The sequence below is a fragment of the Prochlorococcus marinus XMU1411 genome, from assembly GCF_017696075.1.
GTDB lineage: Bacteria > Cyanobacteriota > Cyanobacteriia > PCC-6307 > Cyanobiaceae > Prochlorococcus_A > Prochlorococcus_A marinus_V.
Genome location: NZ_JAAORI010000003.1, coordinates 287,958 through 303,465, shown reverse-complemented (window position 1 = coordinate 303,465; position 15,508 = coordinate 287,958). Strand labels below are relative to the sequence as shown.

At 30.5% G+C, this 15,508-nt stretch carries 16 protein-coding genes; 8 read left to right on the top strand and 8 right to left on the bottom strand.

All coding sequences use genetic code 11. The annotated features are described in order from the left end of the window. The first annotated feature begins 12 nt into the window (after positions 1-12). A complete protein-coding gene (locus HA145_RS03350; RefSeq protein ID WP_209127846.1) occupies positions 13-1,578 on the top strand; it encodes a SulP family inorganic anion transporter in 1,566 nt (521 codons plus the stop codon). Positions 1,579-1,584: 6 nt separating this feature from the next. On the opposite strand, the gene HA145_RS03345 is transcribed toward HA145_RS03350, so the two are convergent. The 4 genes from HA145_RS03345 to HA145_RS03330 all read right to left on the bottom strand — a co-directional run bounded on the left by HA145_RS03345 (position 1,585) and on the right by HA145_RS03330 (position 6,149). Beyond that, a complete protein-coding gene (locus HA145_RS03345; protein ID WP_209127845.1) occupies positions 1,585-2,475 on the bottom strand; it encodes a homoserine O-succinyltransferase in 891 nt (296 codons plus the stop codon). Between the two features lie 13 nt (positions 2,476-2,488). Then, positions 2,489-3,817: an O-acetylhomoserine aminocarboxypropyltransferase/cysteine synthase family protein gene (locus HA145_RS03340; protein ID WP_209127844.1), complete on the bottom strand. Its 1,329-nt coding sequence runs from the start codon at positions 3,815-3,817 to the stop codon at positions 2,489-2,491. A 71-nt stretch (positions 3,818-3,888) separates the two neighbouring features. Beyond that, on the bottom strand, positions 3,889-4,548 hold the full coding sequence (locus HA145_RS03335; RefSeq protein ID WP_209127843.1) for a hypothetical protein: 660 nt from the start codon (positions 4,546-4,548) through the stop codon (positions 3,889-3,891). Positions 4,549-4,640: 92 nt separating this feature from the next. Beyond that, positions 4,641-6,149 (bottom strand): hypothetical protein, encoded by a 1,509-nt coding sequence (locus HA145_RS03330; RefSeq protein ID WP_209127842.1) that lies wholly within the window; start codon positions 6,147-6,149, stop codon positions 4,641-4,643. Positions 6,150-6,315: 166 nt separating this feature from the next. On the opposite strand from HA145_RS03330, the gene stpA reads away from it, so the two are divergent. Beyond that, a complete protein-coding gene (gene stpA, locus HA145_RS03325; protein WP_209127841.1) occupies positions 6,316-7,533 on the top strand; it encodes a glucosylglycerol 3-phosphatase in 1,218 nt (405 codons plus the stop codon). A gap of 44 nt (positions 7,534-7,577) precedes the next feature. After that, positions 7,578-8,510 carry an arsenosugar biosynthesis radical SAM (seleno)protein ArsS gene (gene arsS, locus HA145_RS03320; protein ID WP_209127840.1) on the top strand — a complete coding sequence of 311 codons (933 nt, stop codon included), beginning with the start codon at positions 7,578-7,580 and terminating at the stop codon, positions 8,508-8,510. 9 nt (positions 8,511-8,519) lie between these two features. Here arsS and HA145_RS03315 read toward each other — a convergent pair whose 3' ends face one another. After that, on the bottom strand, positions 8,520-8,972 hold the full coding sequence (locus tag HA145_RS03315; protein WP_209127839.1) for a Fur family transcriptional regulator: 453 nt from the start codon (positions 8,970-8,972) through the stop codon (positions 8,520-8,522). 120 nt (positions 8,973-9,092) lie between these two features. Here HA145_RS03315 and HA145_RS03310 point away from each other — a divergent pair, with 120 nt between their 5' ends. After that, positions 9,093-9,659 carry a hydrolase gene (locus HA145_RS03310; protein WP_209127838.1) on the top strand — a complete coding sequence of 189 codons (567 nt, stop codon included), beginning with the start codon at positions 9,093-9,095 and terminating at the stop codon, positions 9,657-9,659. 77 nt (positions 9,660-9,736) lie between these two features. Beyond that, positions 9,737-10,768 (top strand): mechanosensitive ion channel family protein, encoded by a 1,032-nt coding sequence (locus HA145_RS03305; protein WP_209127837.1) that lies wholly within the window; start codon positions 9,737-9,739, stop codon positions 10,766-10,768. Here the strand turns inward: HA145_RS03305 and HA145_RS03300 are convergent. Next, complete coding sequence (locus tag HA145_RS03300) at positions 10,739-11,740, bottom strand: SDR family NAD(P)-dependent oxidoreductase (protein ID WP_209127836.1); 1,002 nt, start codon at positions 11,738-11,740, stop codon at positions 10,739-10,741. The genes HA145_RS03305 and HA145_RS03300 overlap by 30 nt on opposite strands. A 224-nt stretch (positions 11,741-11,964) precedes the next feature. Here HA145_RS03300 and crtL point away from each other — a divergent pair, with 224 nt between their 5' ends. Both crtL and HA145_RS03290 read left to right on the top strand, forming a co-directional pair. Next, complete coding sequence (crtL, locus tag HA145_RS03295; protein WP_209127835.1) at positions 11,965-13,248, top strand: lycopene beta cyclase; 1,284 nt, start codon at positions 11,965-11,967, stop codon at positions 13,246-13,248. A 7-nt stretch (positions 13,249-13,255) separates the two neighbouring features. Further along, entirely contained in the window at positions 13,256-13,963 is a 708-nt protein-coding gene (locus tag HA145_RS03290) for an SDR family NAD(P)-dependent oxidoreductase (protein WP_209127834.1), read from the top strand. On the opposite strand, the gene HA145_RS03285 is transcribed toward HA145_RS03290, so the two are convergent. Further along, positions 13,960-14,502: a GIY-YIG nuclease family protein gene (locus HA145_RS03285; RefSeq protein ID WP_209127833.1), complete on the bottom strand. Its 543-nt coding sequence runs from the start codon at positions 14,500-14,502 to the stop codon at positions 13,960-13,962. The genes HA145_RS03290 and HA145_RS03285 overlap by 4 nt on opposite strands. A 74-nt stretch (positions 14,503-14,576) precedes the next feature. Between HA145_RS03285 and HA145_RS03280 the strand changes: the two genes are divergently transcribed. Beyond that, complete coding sequence (locus HA145_RS03280) at positions 14,577-15,236, top strand: glutathione S-transferase (RefSeq protein WP_209127832.1); 660 nt, start codon at positions 14,577-14,579, stop codon at positions 15,234-15,236. Here the strand turns inward: HA145_RS03280 and HA145_RS03275 are convergent. Next, positions 15,233-15,490 carry a hypothetical protein gene (locus HA145_RS03275; protein WP_011862645.1) on the bottom strand — a complete coding sequence of 86 codons (258 nt, stop codon included), beginning with the start codon at positions 15,488-15,490 and terminating at the stop codon, positions 15,233-15,235. The genes HA145_RS03280 and HA145_RS03275 overlap by 4 nt on opposite strands. Between the last annotated feature and the right edge of the window lie 18 nt (positions 15,491-15,508).

Sequence of the window (15,508 nt, the reverse complement as noted above, 5' to 3'; positions counted from 1 at the left end):
AAGAAACTTAAAATGTCAAATTTCTCAAGATATTTATCTAAAAATTGGTTAGATGATCCAAAGTCAAATATTCTCTCTGGCTTAGTTGTTGCCTTTGCAATGATCCCAGAAGCAATTGCTTTTTCAGGTATAGCTGGTGTAGATCCTAAAGTTGGCCTTTTTGGTGCATTTTGCTTATCTATAACAATCGCGATCGTTGGAGGAAGAAGGGGTATGATCACTTCAGCCACAGGTTCAACAGCTCTTTTAATGACTGGACTTGTTGCTTATGGAGAATCACAAGCTCCTGGATTAGGAGTCCCATATCTTGTTGCAGCTGGAATATTAACTGGAATATTCCAAATTCTTTGGGGATATTTAAGGCTTGCATACCAAATGCGATTCGTGCCAACAGGAGTATTAAGTGGATTTGTAAATGCACTGGCACTTTTAATATTTCAAGCACAATTACCTCAGTTAGGAATAGGTATTAAAGAATCAAAAGGATTAGTTGAACAAACTATAAGTCAATATCCAATTAACTCTCAGATTCCAGTAGTTTGGATTCTTGTAATCCTAGGATTAGCAATTATCTATGGGCTTCCAAAAATCACAAAAGTAGTCCCATCTCAACTTATCGCAATAGTAGCAATTACTCTTATAAGCATATTCTTTAATCTAGATGTCCCAACAGTTAGCGATTTAGGTAAATTACCTGATGGATTACCAAGTATTTCTCTTCCTTTTGGATCAATAGAAAATGGAAAAGTACCTTTTAGTTTTGAAACATTAGGGATAATTTTACCGACCTCACTTGCAATATCTCTCGTAGGTTTAATGGAAACCTTTTTAACTCAAGACATTTTAGACGATGTAACTGATACAAGTTCTAATAAAAATAAAGAAGCAAGAGGACAGGGAATAGCAAATATTGTGGCATCATTATTTGGGGGAATGGCAGGATGTGCCTTAGTTGGGCAATCTGTCATGAATACTGAAAATGGTGGCAAATCTAGATTGTCAACCCTCTCCTCAGGTATATCTCTTCTAATTATGATCATCATCTTGAAGTCTTGGATTGGAGCAATACCAATGGCTGCTTTAGTAGCAATCATGATAACGATCGCAATAAGTACAGCAGATCTAAATGGATTAAAAAATATTAGAAAGATACCTAAAAGCGATACTGCAGTCATGCTTATGACTTTTTCAGTCACTATGCTTACAAAACCCCATAATCTTGCACTTGGAGTTATTGCAGGAGTTGCATTAGCTGCAATTCTTTTCAGCAGAAAAGTGGCAAAAGTTATAACTGTCTTAAGAGCTAAAGAAAATAATTTGACTACCTACAAAGTAAAAGGACAATTATTTTTTGTTAGTAAAATTTATTTTTTACAAGGGTTTGATATTCATGAACATCCAGAAAATATTGTAATTGATATGTCTTCAGCTCATATTTGGGATCAAAGTGGCGTTGTTGCTCTTGAGCAAATTATTAGAAAATTCCAGAATGGTGGTTCTAAAGTTGAAATTGTAGGATTAAATAAAGAAAGTCTTAACTTATTTGAAAGACTAGGTGGTTTAGAAAGCACTCATTAAAAAAAGTTAACTAAGACTAACTTGTTGATAACAAAACCAAAGCCATTGCTGAAAAAGCAAATTCCTATGAGATCTCCAAGCGGTTTTTGAACTATTTAGATCAAAATTTTTAGGAGGAGGCACATCTCCTTTTTCTTTGTCTCTTTCAATTTCACTAATAATTCTATGCACCGTATATTCAGGATGACCTAAATGCATAAGTTGTTTTTGATCTTTAGATTCGAATATTGTATACCCAACGTTTTTTCCATAAGCCAACAAATTCAATTTCCCTTCTTTTTGGGCCTTCTCCATCTCCGAATCTGGTAATCCTGCGAATCTACTTTGAGGACAAATAAATTCATCATCTTGTGTACCCATCAAAGGATGTCCAGGAACAAGACTTTTTAAAGGGAATACCCCAAATAATTTCCTATCAAACACTTTCTTATCAACCCCTATCAAATAAGCCAGCGCAAAACCGGCCCAACATAATCCAAGCGTACTTGCACAAGTATTTCTGGCTTCATTTACAATTTTCACAAATTCATCCCAATATTTAACATCCTCAAAAGCTAGGTGCTCAATAGGTGCTCCAGTAATAATGATTCCATCTAACGGTTCTGGACTATTTGCTTCTTCCCAAGTTATGTATAGATTATTTAGATGATTAAGGTCCCATGTTTTATAAGAATGAGTTTTAAGCTTTATCCAAACTGGCTCAATTTGAAGAGGGGATAAACCAAGTGGATGTAGTAAGTTAAATTCATACTGCTTGCCAAGAGGCATGATATTCAAAATACCAATCCTAAGAGGACGTATATCCTGTCTTTTTGCCAATTCTGGTTCGATCCAAGATATATGATTTTTCTCAACATCACTAATCTTGTGATAGTTACTAGGAATTATTAAAGCCAATAAATCTCCTTTCCTATGTGATTTGTGAGAGTGCTTGTTCGAAATCTGCTTTTATATCATCAATATGCTCAATTCCGACAGAAACTCTTACCATCGTAGGAGTAACACCCGCAGATAATTGTTCTTCTTCAGATAATTGCTGATGAGTTGTTGAAGCCGGATGAATCACTAAAGTTTTTGAATCACCCACATTTGCAAGATGGCTTGCTAATTTTAAGGAATCAATGAATTTCACTGCATTTTCATAACCTCCATTAAGAGAGAACATAAGCATGCAACCCATTCCCCTTCCAGTAGTATATTTTTTAGCACTTGAATAATATGGATCAGATTCTAAACCAGGATAGTTAACACTACTTACATTAGAATTAGAATCTAACCATTTTGCTAATTCAAGAGCATTTGAAGTTTGTCTTTCTATCCTTAAACTTAAAGTTTCCAAACCCTGCAATAACAAGAAAGAATTAAAAGGACTTTGAGCTGATCCCCAGTCTCTTAGGCATTCAAGTCTTGCTCTTAACGCAAAAGCTATATTTCTATTATCAGGCACTCCCAAAGATTTGCAGATATCACTACCGAAACCAAAAGCGTCCCAATGAACGAGCCCATGATAAGCAGCACTTGGCTCACTCATTAGAGGGAATTTACCATTTCCCCAATCAAAGGTTCCAGCATCAACAATAACCCCTCCGATACTAGTTCCATGTCCACCGATCCATTTCGTTGCACTTTCAACAACGACATCGGCTCCAAAATCAATTGGTCTTATTAAAGCACCACCAGCTCCAAGGGTATTATCAACTATTAAAGGAATTCCATTTTCCTTAGCCAAAGCAGAGAGGCCTTCAAAATCAGGAATGTTGAACCGAGGATTCCCCATTGATTCGACATATATCGCTTTGGTTTTATCATCAATTTTATTTCTAAAACTATCGACACTATCACCATCAGCAAATTTAACTTCTATTCCTAATCTTGGAAATTGTACTTTAAATTGATTGTAGGTCCCACCATAAAGAAAAGATGTAGAGACAAAATTATCTCCTGCTGTCATGCAGTTCACGATTGCCAAGAATTGAGCAGCTTGACCTGAGGATGTTGCAAGTGCTGCCATACCTCCTTCCAAAGCTGCCATCCTTTTTTCGAAGACATCTGTGGTGGGGTTCATAAGTCGAGTATAAATATTTCCAAATTCTTTTAATCCAAAAAGATTAGCTCCATGCTCTGCATTATCAAAGACATAAGAGCTAGTTTGATAAATAGGTACTGCTCTGGAATTTGTTGTTGGATCAGGCACTTGACCTGCATGTAACTGAAGAGTCTCGAACTTTTGGTTGCTCAAAATTTTTAAATAATCCTATTATCTATTTAACTTAAAAAAGTCCAAAAAAAAAACAAAAAAAAGATAAATATTTATAAATCCTTTTTTAATGAAGGGTAATTATCTTTCATATATAAACTCAAATCCTCTTTAATAGCAGATCTAAATTTATCAATATTTGCAGAATCAATTGTTGGGAAAGTTTTATTAGCCTCAGGATCTTTTTCAGTAATTGATTTCCAATTCTTACCAACATCTTTTTCAGATTTGTTTAGAGCCTCATCAAAATTGAAAACCTTATCAATGTTTTTAGCATCAAATTCGCTAAAAGCTTTATTTATGAGTTCTTTTCTAATTTCGAATATATTCCTGGCTTTTAAAGTATCTGGAAGACCCATAACTGGTTGCAATTCCTTAAGAAGTTTTATTTCCTCTTCAATTAAAAGTGTCCAAACACCATATTTATTTTTTGGAAGATTAGAATTACTAAAAATATTAATTTCACCGAGGTAAAAATTTAACCATAAATAATATGATTTTTCTTCAATAGTTTTTTTGAGGGATATCTTTTTATTTTGGATCTTTGGTAGCAAATTTTCTGCTTTCTTCAAAAACTGTCTGTCTTCTCTTTCTAAATTTATTAATCCCCATCTTTGACTGTAGTCCCATAAATCTTCGTATCTACTTAAGTCTTCTTGATTCCATCCAAGAGCTTTTAGTTCATGAGAACGATGTGATAATTCCTTTTTCAAAAAAACCTTTTAAAACCTTAATAATTCTACCCCCGCGTTCAAGATTAGTAAATAAATAAAGAACTTAGCTTTTTGGTAAATGAAATAAACAATCAATTTTTAAAATAATTATTAATAATTTTCAATACATTGATATAACTTGGATTTTTTTTAGGCATTTGATTACTATAATGATTTTTTTTAAGATCTTTTTCCTCATGGTCAATAAACAATTTCTTATAGAGGATTTCAATATCATTAAAAAGATAATCTCCTTTTAATTTTTCGTTTAGTTCTAAAGATAATTCAGATTTCACGGATTCTTGGCAAAAATTTGTAATTTCTTCTGAACTAATTAAAACCTTATAAATTTCTTTTTTTTCTTCTTGATTAGCATTAAAGCATAAATAAATCAGATTAATCATTGAACAATTATTGTTTTTGATTTTGAATTCTTTATAAATGTTTGGCCAAAATTTTAAGGATTTTAGACCTTCTAAACCTCCTTGACTAAGAGAGTATTTATTACACCAATTTATAAATTCTGAGACATCTTTTGGACATCTCTTTAGTTGCAAAAGCATTTCTGATAAAACTTGACCTGCCTGAAAATTCCTTGTTGGTTTCCCTTCAGTTGGTAGAGTCATACTCCCTAAGACGTCAGCCTTAACAGCATTTAATTGCGAAAAAGTATAATCTCCTTTTTCGCAAAATTTATCATTAATTATTTCATTTGCACTAATTATTTCTTCACCATAACCAAGTTCTTTTAATGAAAGATATTTATTATCTAATTTATTTTCTTTTCTAACTTGTAATGATACTGATGCGGCCTGATCCAAACATTGAGTTAACAAAATCGTATTAATGGTAGGTAGCATTCCTGGCTTATCGGAATGAAAGTTATTTACAAAACCTGCAAATATAGATGAGATATTTTTTATTGATTTTATATATTGACATTCAATATTATGAACTCCAGGAGAAACTTGAATTTTTGGCGACAATTGATTCAAAATACGAGCTCCTATTAAAGCAGTTAGAGAATCAGGATGGCAGAAATTTGCAGTAAAACTATCATTAGGATTTCTTAAAGCTCCGTGACGATGAAATCCTGTAAAAAAAGCTAAATTTGGATACTTATTACACAGAATAAAAGGGGTTTTATTTTCATTATCAATGCAAAAAGAACCCACAAGACAACCAAGAACCACATTTTCTCTTTTTAAAGTTTTTCTAAGGTCTAAAGCATTTTTAACATCATCTTGAATGTGATTACTGTTTGAAGCAAGAATAACTATCTCACACTCTAATAGGAGATCTTTTAGATCAAAAGACTTTCTTATTCCCTTTGAAGAATAATGTCCCATTCTCTTAATCTTTTCTATAGTCTCATTATCCATATCAGAAAGAACATCATTTGAGAAAGCGCCTAGTAAATCTCTATCTTCTCTAGGAGCTAAAAGAATATTATTTGACTTTCCATGCATGGCACAGTTGTATGCTAATGATGCAGGATATAAACCAACACTGTAGAATCCGACTTTACTGTTCTCTATATCTTCAATCAATGAATAAAAATAATTTTCATCATTTATGTTTTCTATAAAATTATTCTTCATTTTTGGAAATTCTTGATAATTTTTTAATTTCTAACCCATACCAACATTTTTCTACATTAAAGCAATTTTTGACCATAGCAAATTATTTATTGTAAATATTGAATTTTTTAATTTATAATTCCTTTGAAAAATGAAAATCAAATTAAAAGAGAAATAAATATATATTATGGAAAATATGGCAAGTAATTTAAAAGTACAAAAACAATTAATTTCTTCTAAAAATATCTTAATTATTCAAGATATTGACGGGGTTTGTATACCTTTAGTTAAAGATCCAATGACTAGAAAGTTAGAATCAAAATATATCTATGCAGTAAAAGAATTTGCCGAAGAATTCTTTGTATTAACTTGCGGGGAACATGAAGGAGCAAGAGGGGTTAACAGAATAATAGAAAGGAGTTTGAGGAGCACTACTGAGCCTAAAAACAAAGAACTATATTTAAGAGGTTTAGCAGCCTGTGGAGTAGAGTATCAAGAAAATAATGGTAAAATAAGTTTTGAAGGAGTGTCAAAAGAAGAACTTAATTTTTTATCTAAAGTACCTAGTTTAATAAGACCAAAATTTAATTTTATAGTTAAGAATATTTTTCCTGAACTTAGCCAAGAAGATATCAATTTTCACGCAGTAAAATCAATATGTGAAACACGCTTCTCGCCAACGATTAATTTCAATAGTCTATTTGATTTAGTTCACAATGATTCTGATAAAAGAAAGCTTATACAAACTAGTTTTGAAAAAATGATGAATGAAATCATCTTCAAAGCTGAATCCGAAGGTCTAAAAAACTCATTTTTCCTTCATATTTCACCAAATTTAGGAAATAAAAACGGTATGGAAACAATTAAACTTTCCTCTAAAGATGATATTGGATCAACAGACATACAATTACTTATTAAAGGAGCAGTTAAAGATTCTGGAGTTTTATTTCTTTTAAATAAATTTATTGAGGATAAAACTGGTAAAGCTCCTTTTGGAAGTAATTTTAATTTTAGAAACTCTCCAAATTCTATTACGGAAAAAATTAATTTATGTAAAAGAACTATTCAAATAGGAGATATGCCTTTGATTGTAGGTGTTGGTGATACAGTAACATCAAAAAAAAATAATGGTGAGAAAAATTATTTAAGAGGAGGAAGTGACAGATCTTTTTTAGAATTTGTACAAATATTAGGTAATGAATTTGGTATTAATAATAAAATAATTTTTGTAGATAGTAGTTCTGGTGAAGTTGAAAGACCTTCTACAAAAAAAACTGGTTTAACAGGGATCAGTGATTCTTATGACAATTTAAAGTTTGATATGGTTTTTCAAAATGGTCCCAAAGAATATATAAGTTGGTTTATTGAACTTGCTAATAAGAGATCAAAATTTAAAAAAAAATAGTTGACTTTTTAATTTTCGAATTACAATTTATAAATAATAAATTTATGAAAGAAAAATTCCCTTCAATATATAAAGAACCTATAGAAACATTGCAAATTAATATAGGTTATAAATGTAATCAGGCTTGTAAGCATTGTCATGTCAATTCAAGTCCTTTAAGAACTGAAAAGATGTCCAATGAAATAATATCTCTTATTCCAAAAATAATTGATAAGTACAAAATCAAGACTTTAGATATAACAGGTGGTGCGCCAGAACTTCACCCAGAATTTAAAAACCTAATAACTTGTTTAAGCACAAAACAAGTTAATATAATCGACAGATGCAATTTAACAATTTTCTTTGAAAAAGGTTATGAAGATCTTCCTCAATTTCTTGCAAAAAATAGAGTAATAATTACTGCCTCGCTACCCTGTTACGAAAAAGATAATGTTGAGCTTCAAAGAGGTATCGGGGTTTTTGAAAAAAGTATTAATGCTATAAAAATTCTTAATGATCTAGGCTATGGAAAGAAAGAAAATGGATTGCAACTAAATCTTGTTTACAATCCTGTAAACCCAATTCTTCCTCCTTCTCAGAAAAAATTGGAAAAGGATTATAAAAAAATACTATTTGAAAAATATAATATTTTTTTTGATAATTTATACACAATAACTAATATGCCAATAAATAGATATGAAGAATCTCTAAGAAGAGAAGGGAAACTAAATACTTATTACAAATTACTAAAAGAAAATTTTAATGAAAAAAATTTAGAAAATCTTATGTGCAAAAAGACTATTAGTGTAAATTGGCTAGGAGAAATTTATGATTGTGACTTTAACCAACAGATAAATTTCCGAGAAAATAAAGGACCAAAAACACTTTATGATTTATTAGATGAATCATTTACTTTTGACTACGATGTGGCGGTAAAAGAACATTGTTTTGCATGCACTGCAGGTGCAGGATCAAGTTGCGGAGGGACTTTAAGTTAATAAAATCTGCTAAATGCAATTAGGACATATAGCTCTTACATTTAAAGATGATTCAATTAGTTTAAATCCATTAACTTTTGCTGCAACTTTTCCTGCTTCTAAAACTTCGTCATTTTCGAATTCTTCTGTTCTTCCACACCTAATACAAATTAAATGATGATGGTCAGGTGTGTCGTTACTAAGCAATTCATATCTGTGCCCACCCTCACTGAGTTCTAATTCATGAAGTAAACCCATTTGTACCAAAAGCCTTAAAGTTCTATAAATTGTTGCGAGTGAAACTTTGGAACTTGATTTAACTAACTTTTCATGAACCTCTTCAGCACTAAGATGCTTTCCAGAACCAATATTTTCAAATAAGTTAAGAACCTTTAGTCTCTGAGGAGTTAGCCTCTTCCCATCTTTATGTAAACCATCACCAAGAGGGGATGTAATAATATTGAACTGCGAGGATAATGACAAGAATTAACCTATGGCTATTCTCAATAATAACTCTAGATGAGAGTAAAACAACTTTTTGATTTAAAATGTTTACTAAAGTTCTTCAAAATATTATGTTAAATGTATATTTATATATGAATAATGAAGGATCATGAAATTTCTTCCGATAAAGTATCATCGACAGTAAACGCTTTGCTAATTATTGATGTTCAGGAAAAGATAATAAGACCAATATTCAATAAGGATTTAATAATCAAAAATGGCAAAAAGCTATTGTATGCATACCAAATTTTAGAAGAAAACATATTTGTATCTGAACAGAACCCGCTCAAATTGGGGGGGACTATAACTGAATTATTACCCAAAGCTGGATTTAGAAAAATTGAAAAAATGGAATTTAGCCTAGCTAAAATAGAAGAATTTACAAAAGAACTTAAAAATAAGAAAGTTACTAATTTAATAGTTTGTGGTATCGAAACCCATATTTGTATTCAACAAACAGTCTTAGATTTTTTAAAAAAAGGATTTGAAGTTTTTCTCATATCAGATTCCATGGGCAGTCGAAATAAGGCAGATCATGAAATAGCATTACAACGAATGACACAAAAGGGGGCGATCTTAACAACTACTGAATCAATAATTTTTGAATTATGCAAAACTGCGGATAGAAAAGAATTTAAAGAAATTAGAAATATAATAATGAGTTGAAGTAATTTAAGACTGGTTTGTTTTTTAGAGATAATTTAAAATTCTATTAGAGATTTATTTTTAGAGTTTATCTGAATATGAAATTAGTTACTGAAAACTTCCTTTTGGCAATATCTATTTTTTTTATTGGAATTTTATTGTCAATAATAATTTCTAAACTTTCAAAAATATTTTTTAAAAAAATCTCCAAAAGGACAAAAACAAATTTCGATGATTTTATTTTTGAGGTAATCTTAGGAATTATTAAACCCATAGGTTTCCTCCTCTCATTTTATTTTTCAATTGACTATTTTTTTGCTAATGAAATAACTTTTATCTCTGTCTTATTGAATATTCTGAAATTATTTATATTAATAATCATAATAAAAGCACTCAACAAAGTTTTAATAAGATCTTTAACAGAATCAACATCGAAAATCAATGATTCCTCAATAAGTTCAATGATATCTTCGCTAACTCCTTTGATAAAAGCATTAACATGGACTATTGGATCAATATTTTTCTTACAAAATATAGGAGTTCAAATGACTGCCATTTGGGCTTTACTAAGTGCAGGTGGTATTGGAGCAGGATTAGCTTTGAAAGATCCAGTTCAGGAGTTTTTTGAATATATAACAATTTTGCTTGATAAACCTTTTCAAAAAGGTGAGTTTATTAAATCTGATGGAGTATTAGGAATGGTTGAGAGGGTTGGAGTAAGGTCCTCAAGGATAAGAAGTATTAATGGAGAAGTAATAGTAATGAGCAACAGCGCTCTAACAAATGGGATAATTTCAAATTACGCACAAATGAAGAAAAGGAGGTTAGTGCATAAATTGGGAGTTGTTTATGAAACCTCTCCAGAACTTATGAAATTGATTCCAACAATAATTAAAAAAATAATCGAAGAGACAAAAGATGCATCTTTTGATAGATGTCATTTCACAGATTTTGGAGACTTCAGCCTTAATTTCGAACTTGTTTATTACATACCCACAAATAATTATCTTGCTGCGATGGAAGCTCAACAATCTATAAATTTAAAAATTATTGAGGAATTTGCAGCCAATAATATAGAGTTTGCATTTCCAACCCAAACCTTAAATATTGAGAGTAACAAATCCAAATGATCGGCAAATATCTTCACTTAAAATCCAAAGTTTTGAAGCCAACTCATCACTATTAGCTTCATCACTAACATTACTTTCAACTAATTTATGTTTTTTTCTACCTATAAGTTTATTACTTAAATATATGAAACCAACATTATTTAAATTAGAATCAAGAACAATCTGAGAAAGAATCTTTCCAGCATTTTCTAAACTTTCAGAAATTCCTAAAATATTTTTTGCGACTTTAGAAAAAATTAAATATCCAAAGAGATTAAAACGTTTACTATATCTAAAAAAACCTGAATCATCATTTGGTATTACGAGACCAGGAGCCCAAGCAATTACAGAAATTTTACTAGAGGATATTTTTAATTTTTTTGCAAGTTCTTTAGCAAACAAAATATTACATAACTTACTATTTTTATAAGATTCATCAGCATTAAAATTTAAAAATTGACCCGTAACTTTTTTTCTAAAATCAACTAGATTATTAAGCCCTGCTTTTTTTCCTATATTTCCACCTGGGCTTTTGGGATCGTGTACATCTGATGATGTGATAATGATTCTAGATTCTTCATTATCTTTAACTAAATCTTTTAAGATTTTCACTAAGTAAAAATGTGCAAGATGATTAACTGCAAAAGTTAGTTCTATGCCTTGTTTTGATACTTTTGGGTAAAAAGAACCCGTATATTGCAATCCTGCATTTAATACAAAAACATCTAAAAAAATCTTTTTACTAATAAAGTAATCCTTAATTTTTATAATATTCTCTAGATTTGAAAGATCACAATTTTCTATAATATTTAAATATTTACTTAGGTAATTTTTATCAAAATATTTCTCAATTGTTTTGAGAAATTCATTCTTTCCTAATTCAGATTTTATTACAACGTATAAATTATTTTTCTTCTTTAGTAAATTAATAATAGCAAAAAGACCTATACCTGAATTACCTCCAGTAATTAAAATATTTTTATTTTTAATCATTTAACTTGCAATGTATTTTTTATAATAAAAAAAATTTTTAATTATTTTTTATTTTGTAATCTTATAAATTATTGTTAAAACACTGAAAACTTAGTCACTAGTAATTGAGTAATTTGATTATTATTAATCTACTCTCATTATCAGCATTGGATGAAATATATAATCTTAAGTGCAGAGTTAATAACTTGTTGCCTAAATTTCTTTAATCATAAGATTTATATTTAATGTCAGAAGAAAACTTGCCAGATGTTCTTGTTTTGGGTGCGGGGCCTGCAGGTATGGCAATTGCCTCAGCTTTAGGGAAAGAAAAATTAGATGTTGAAGTGCTTTCTCCAAATGGACCAGATGAACCTTGGCCAAACACATATGGCATTTGGGGGGAAGAAGTTGATCAACTCGGGCTTCAGGATTTACTTGAATATAGATGGAAGAATACTGTAAGTTTTTTTGGGCATGGCGCATTAGAAGAGCAGGACGACGAGAATAAAGCCACGGAACATTCACTAGATTATGGACTATTTGATAAAAAGAAACTTCACAATTATTGGTTTAATGAATGTGATAAGGCTCTTATTAAATGGCATCAAGGCTATGCAAACAAAATACACTTTGAAAAATACAAAAGTACAGTAACTACAAAAGATGGCAATACTTACTCTGCAAGATTAGTAGTAGATGCAACAGGATATGATCCTGTTTTTCTTAAATTAAAATCCTGTGGACCCTTAGCAGTCCAAACTTGTTATGGGATAGTAGGTAATTTTAGTAAACCTCCACTTAAGAAAGGGCAGTTTGTATTAATGGACTATAGAAATGACCATCTTAACGATGAGCAAAAAAAAGAACCGCCCACTTTTCTTTATGCCATGGATATGGGTGATGGGAAATATTTTCTTGAAGAGACATCTCTTGGTTTAGTAAATCCTCTAACAATGGAAAATTTAAAAGAGAGACTAGAGAAGAGGCTTTCTTATCGAAATATATCAATCACAAGCATGCAACATGAAGAGCTAGGCTTGTTTCTCCCTATGAATATGCCAATCCCAGATTTCAAACAACAAATACTTGGATATGGTGGTGCTGCTTCAATGGTACATCCTGCATCTGGATATTTAATTGGTAATGTTTTAAGAAGAGCTCCTCTTGTAGCTAAGGCAGTCTCAGAAGCAATAAAAAACAAAAATCTAAGTACTTATCATATTGCTAGAAAAGGTTGGGAAACTTTATGGTCAAAAGAATTAATTAGGAAGAAATCACTTTACCAATTTGGATTAGAAAAACTCATGAGGTTTGACGAGAAACTATTAAGAGAATTTTTTGGCAGTTTTTTCCAACTACCTAAAAACCAATGGTATGGTTTTCTAACTGATACTCTTTCCTTAAAAGAGATTGTATATGCGATGTGCGTAATGTTTATAAAGGCTCCATGGAGTGTAAAGAAAGGTCTTATGGTTATGCATGGTAAAGAATTTAAAATGTTACTTAGGATAATATTTCCAAATATATAGTCCAAAAATGAGAACAATACTAATAAGTGGAGCTAGTAGTGGTATTGGACTAAATATTGCACATAAAGAATTAAAGGAAGGCAATAGAATTAGCATTGGCATAAGAGATTTAGAATCATTAAAAGGAAGTGCTATTGATCCAAATAAATGGCCAGAAGGGAGAATTATAATCAATCACTATGATGCATTAAAAAAAATTACAGCCGAAAATTGGATAAAAAACACCGTAAATATGTTTGGAGGATTTGATTCAATAGTAAATTGTTCTGGAGTATTATCAAAAGTTCCTTTCTTATACAAAGATGGTGATGAAGAAGATATTTTAAATACATTAAATATCAATTTTTTGGCAATTTGGAATTTATGTAGGCTTTCTTGGGATCATTTATGTACCTCAGGCAGAGGAAGAATTATTGTTTTAGTTTCAATGAGTGGGAAAAGATCTAAAGGCGATTTAGCCGCTTATTCTTCTTCAAAGTTTGCTTTGATGGGATTATGCCAAACGATGAAAAATAAAGGTTGGGATAAAAATATAAGGGTTTCAGCAATTTGTCCAAGCTGGGTTAATACAAAAATGGCCCAAAATATCTCTTCACTAGATAAATCAAGCATGACACAACCTGAAGATATTGCTGAAATCTGCTCAACTATTCTGAAGTTACCTACCCAATCAGTTCCATTTGAAATTGCCTTAAATTGTAATTATGAAATTTAACCTAAGTTGAAAATTAAGTAAGCCATTGAAAGCATTGCAATTGCAATAAATAAACCTTTAATTCGATTAGTTAACAATGAAAAAAGAGATAAATCTTCAGAAAAGTATCCTCCAAAACTACCTGTAATAAATAATATAACCATTGGCAAAGATGCCATTCCGAAAGAATAAGATACAGATTTTACAAATCCAAAATTTAAATAATTAAAAATAATGGAACTTAATGAAAACAATAAAAAAGATGCAAATAGAGTAATGGAAACTTCAGCATCTAAAGTGTGAGGTAAGCTTCCCTTTAATTCAAATTGCTTTTTACATTCTCTAATTTGTCTTTTAGAAAGCTTTAAATAACCAGTTTCAGGAATTCTTTGCGACTTATATTTTCTTAGTAATCTTGCTTCAAGAGTTCCCGGTTCCTTTGTCATGATTGATGTTAATAATTCATCTGGCTTTAATTTCTTAATTTTCTTTTCAAGATTATCCGTTTTCCCAATCCTATAAAGGTCTCCCACTCTAATAAGGTAAACATATCCCGACATTTGCGTTGTAAAATTAATACTGTTCCTACTTAGATAATACTAAAAGAATTAAGGAAATTAAAAGTTTTTACAATATGAAAAACGATATTTTATATTCATTTCGAAGATGTCCATATGCTATTCGTGCAAGATGGGCCCTATTAATTTGTGAAATAAAAGTAGAGATAAGAGAAATTGATTTAAAAAATAAACCTCTAGATTTTTTAAATAATTCAAAGACGAAAACGGTTCCAATACTCATAAAAAAAAATAGTGAAGTTATTGAAGAAAGTCTTGAAATCATCATGTGGGCTCTTTCAGAGTCAAAAAAGGAAAATATCAAATTAATTTATTTACCTGAGAACAAAAAAGACAATATTTTTGAAATAATTAATGAAAACGATAACGAATTCAAATATCATTTAGATCGATTTAAATATGCCACAAGATATGAGAATAGTGATGAAGAATTTCATTTCACAAATGCGATTAAATTTATAAAAAGATGGAACGAACTTCTTGTAGAAAACAAATACTTTTTTGGAGATAGCCCCACAATCGCTGATTGGTCTATTTGGCCTTTTGTAAGACAATTTAGAATCGCTTGTGAAAGTCAAAAAAGAACAAATTATTTTGAATCTTCAATAAAAAACTGGTTAGATTCGTTTGAGAAAAATAGAGACTTTAAATCCTTAATGTATAAATACGAATTATGGGAACCAAATTCTCGAAAGAATTATTTCCCATATAATTAACTTTCTAACAACTTTCTTTTCTCAATTATTCTTGCTAACTCTAAAAAATATCCTGCAGTCCTAAATTTGCCTATATTTTTTTCCTTAAAATCAAGATCGCTTCTGATTTCTGCGGTCTCCGCCATAAGCAAATCTAAATCATTTGATCCAAGGCTATACAATTCTCCAAGTTCGATTTCCCTTCCTAGTAAATGACTCCTAAACCACTTGCCTTTATTTTCTTGAGGTGGAATATCGTAGGGAGTAAATGACATTAAAATAAAATTTAAGCT

Excerpts from the sequence above, each read along its gene's own strand:
- HA145_RS03350 (WP_209127846.1), top strand. The coding sequence starts at position 13 with ATGTCAAATTTCTCAAGATATTTATCTAAAAATTGGTTAGATGATCCA.
- HA145_RS03330 (WP_209127842.1), bottom strand. The coding sequence starts at position 6,149 with ATGAAGAATAATTTTATAGAAAACATAAATGATGAAAATTATTTTTAT.
- stpA (WP_209127841.1), top strand. The coding sequence starts at position 6,316 with ATGGAAAATATGGCAAGTAATTTAAAAGTACAAAAACAATTAATTTCT.
- arsS (WP_209127840.1), top strand. The coding sequence starts at position 7,578 with ATGAAAGAAAAATTCCCTTCAATATATAAAGAACCTATAGAAACATTG.
- HA145_RS03310 (WP_209127838.1), top strand. The coding sequence starts at position 9,093 with ATGAAGGATCATGAAATTTCTTCCGATAAAGTATCATCGACAGTAAAC.
- HA145_RS03305 (WP_209127837.1), top strand. The coding sequence starts at position 9,737 with ATGAAATTAGTTACTGAAAACTTCCTTTTGGCAATATCTATTTTTTTT.
- HA145_RS03300 (WP_209127836.1), bottom strand. The coding sequence starts at position 11,740 with ATGATTAAAAATAAAAATATTTTAATTACTGGAGGTAATTCAGGTATA.
- crtL (WP_209127835.1), top strand. The coding sequence starts at position 11,965 with ATGTCAGAAGAAAACTTGCCAGATGTTCTTGTTTTGGGTGCGGGGCCT.
- HA145_RS03290 (WP_209127834.1), top strand. The coding sequence starts at position 13,256 with ATGAGAACAATACTAATAAGTGGAGCTAGTAGTGGTATTGGACTAAAT.
- HA145_RS03285 (WP_209127833.1), bottom strand. The coding sequence starts at position 14,502 with ATGTCGGGATATGTTTACCTTATTAGAGTGGGAGACCTTTATAGGATT.
- HA145_RS03280 (WP_209127832.1), top strand. The coding sequence starts at position 14,577 with ATGAAAAACGATATTTTATATTCATTTCGAAGATGTCCATATGCTATT.
- HA145_RS03275 (WP_011862645.1), bottom strand. The coding sequence starts at position 15,490 with ATGTCATTTACTCCCTACGATATTCCACCTCAAGAAAATAAAGGCAAG.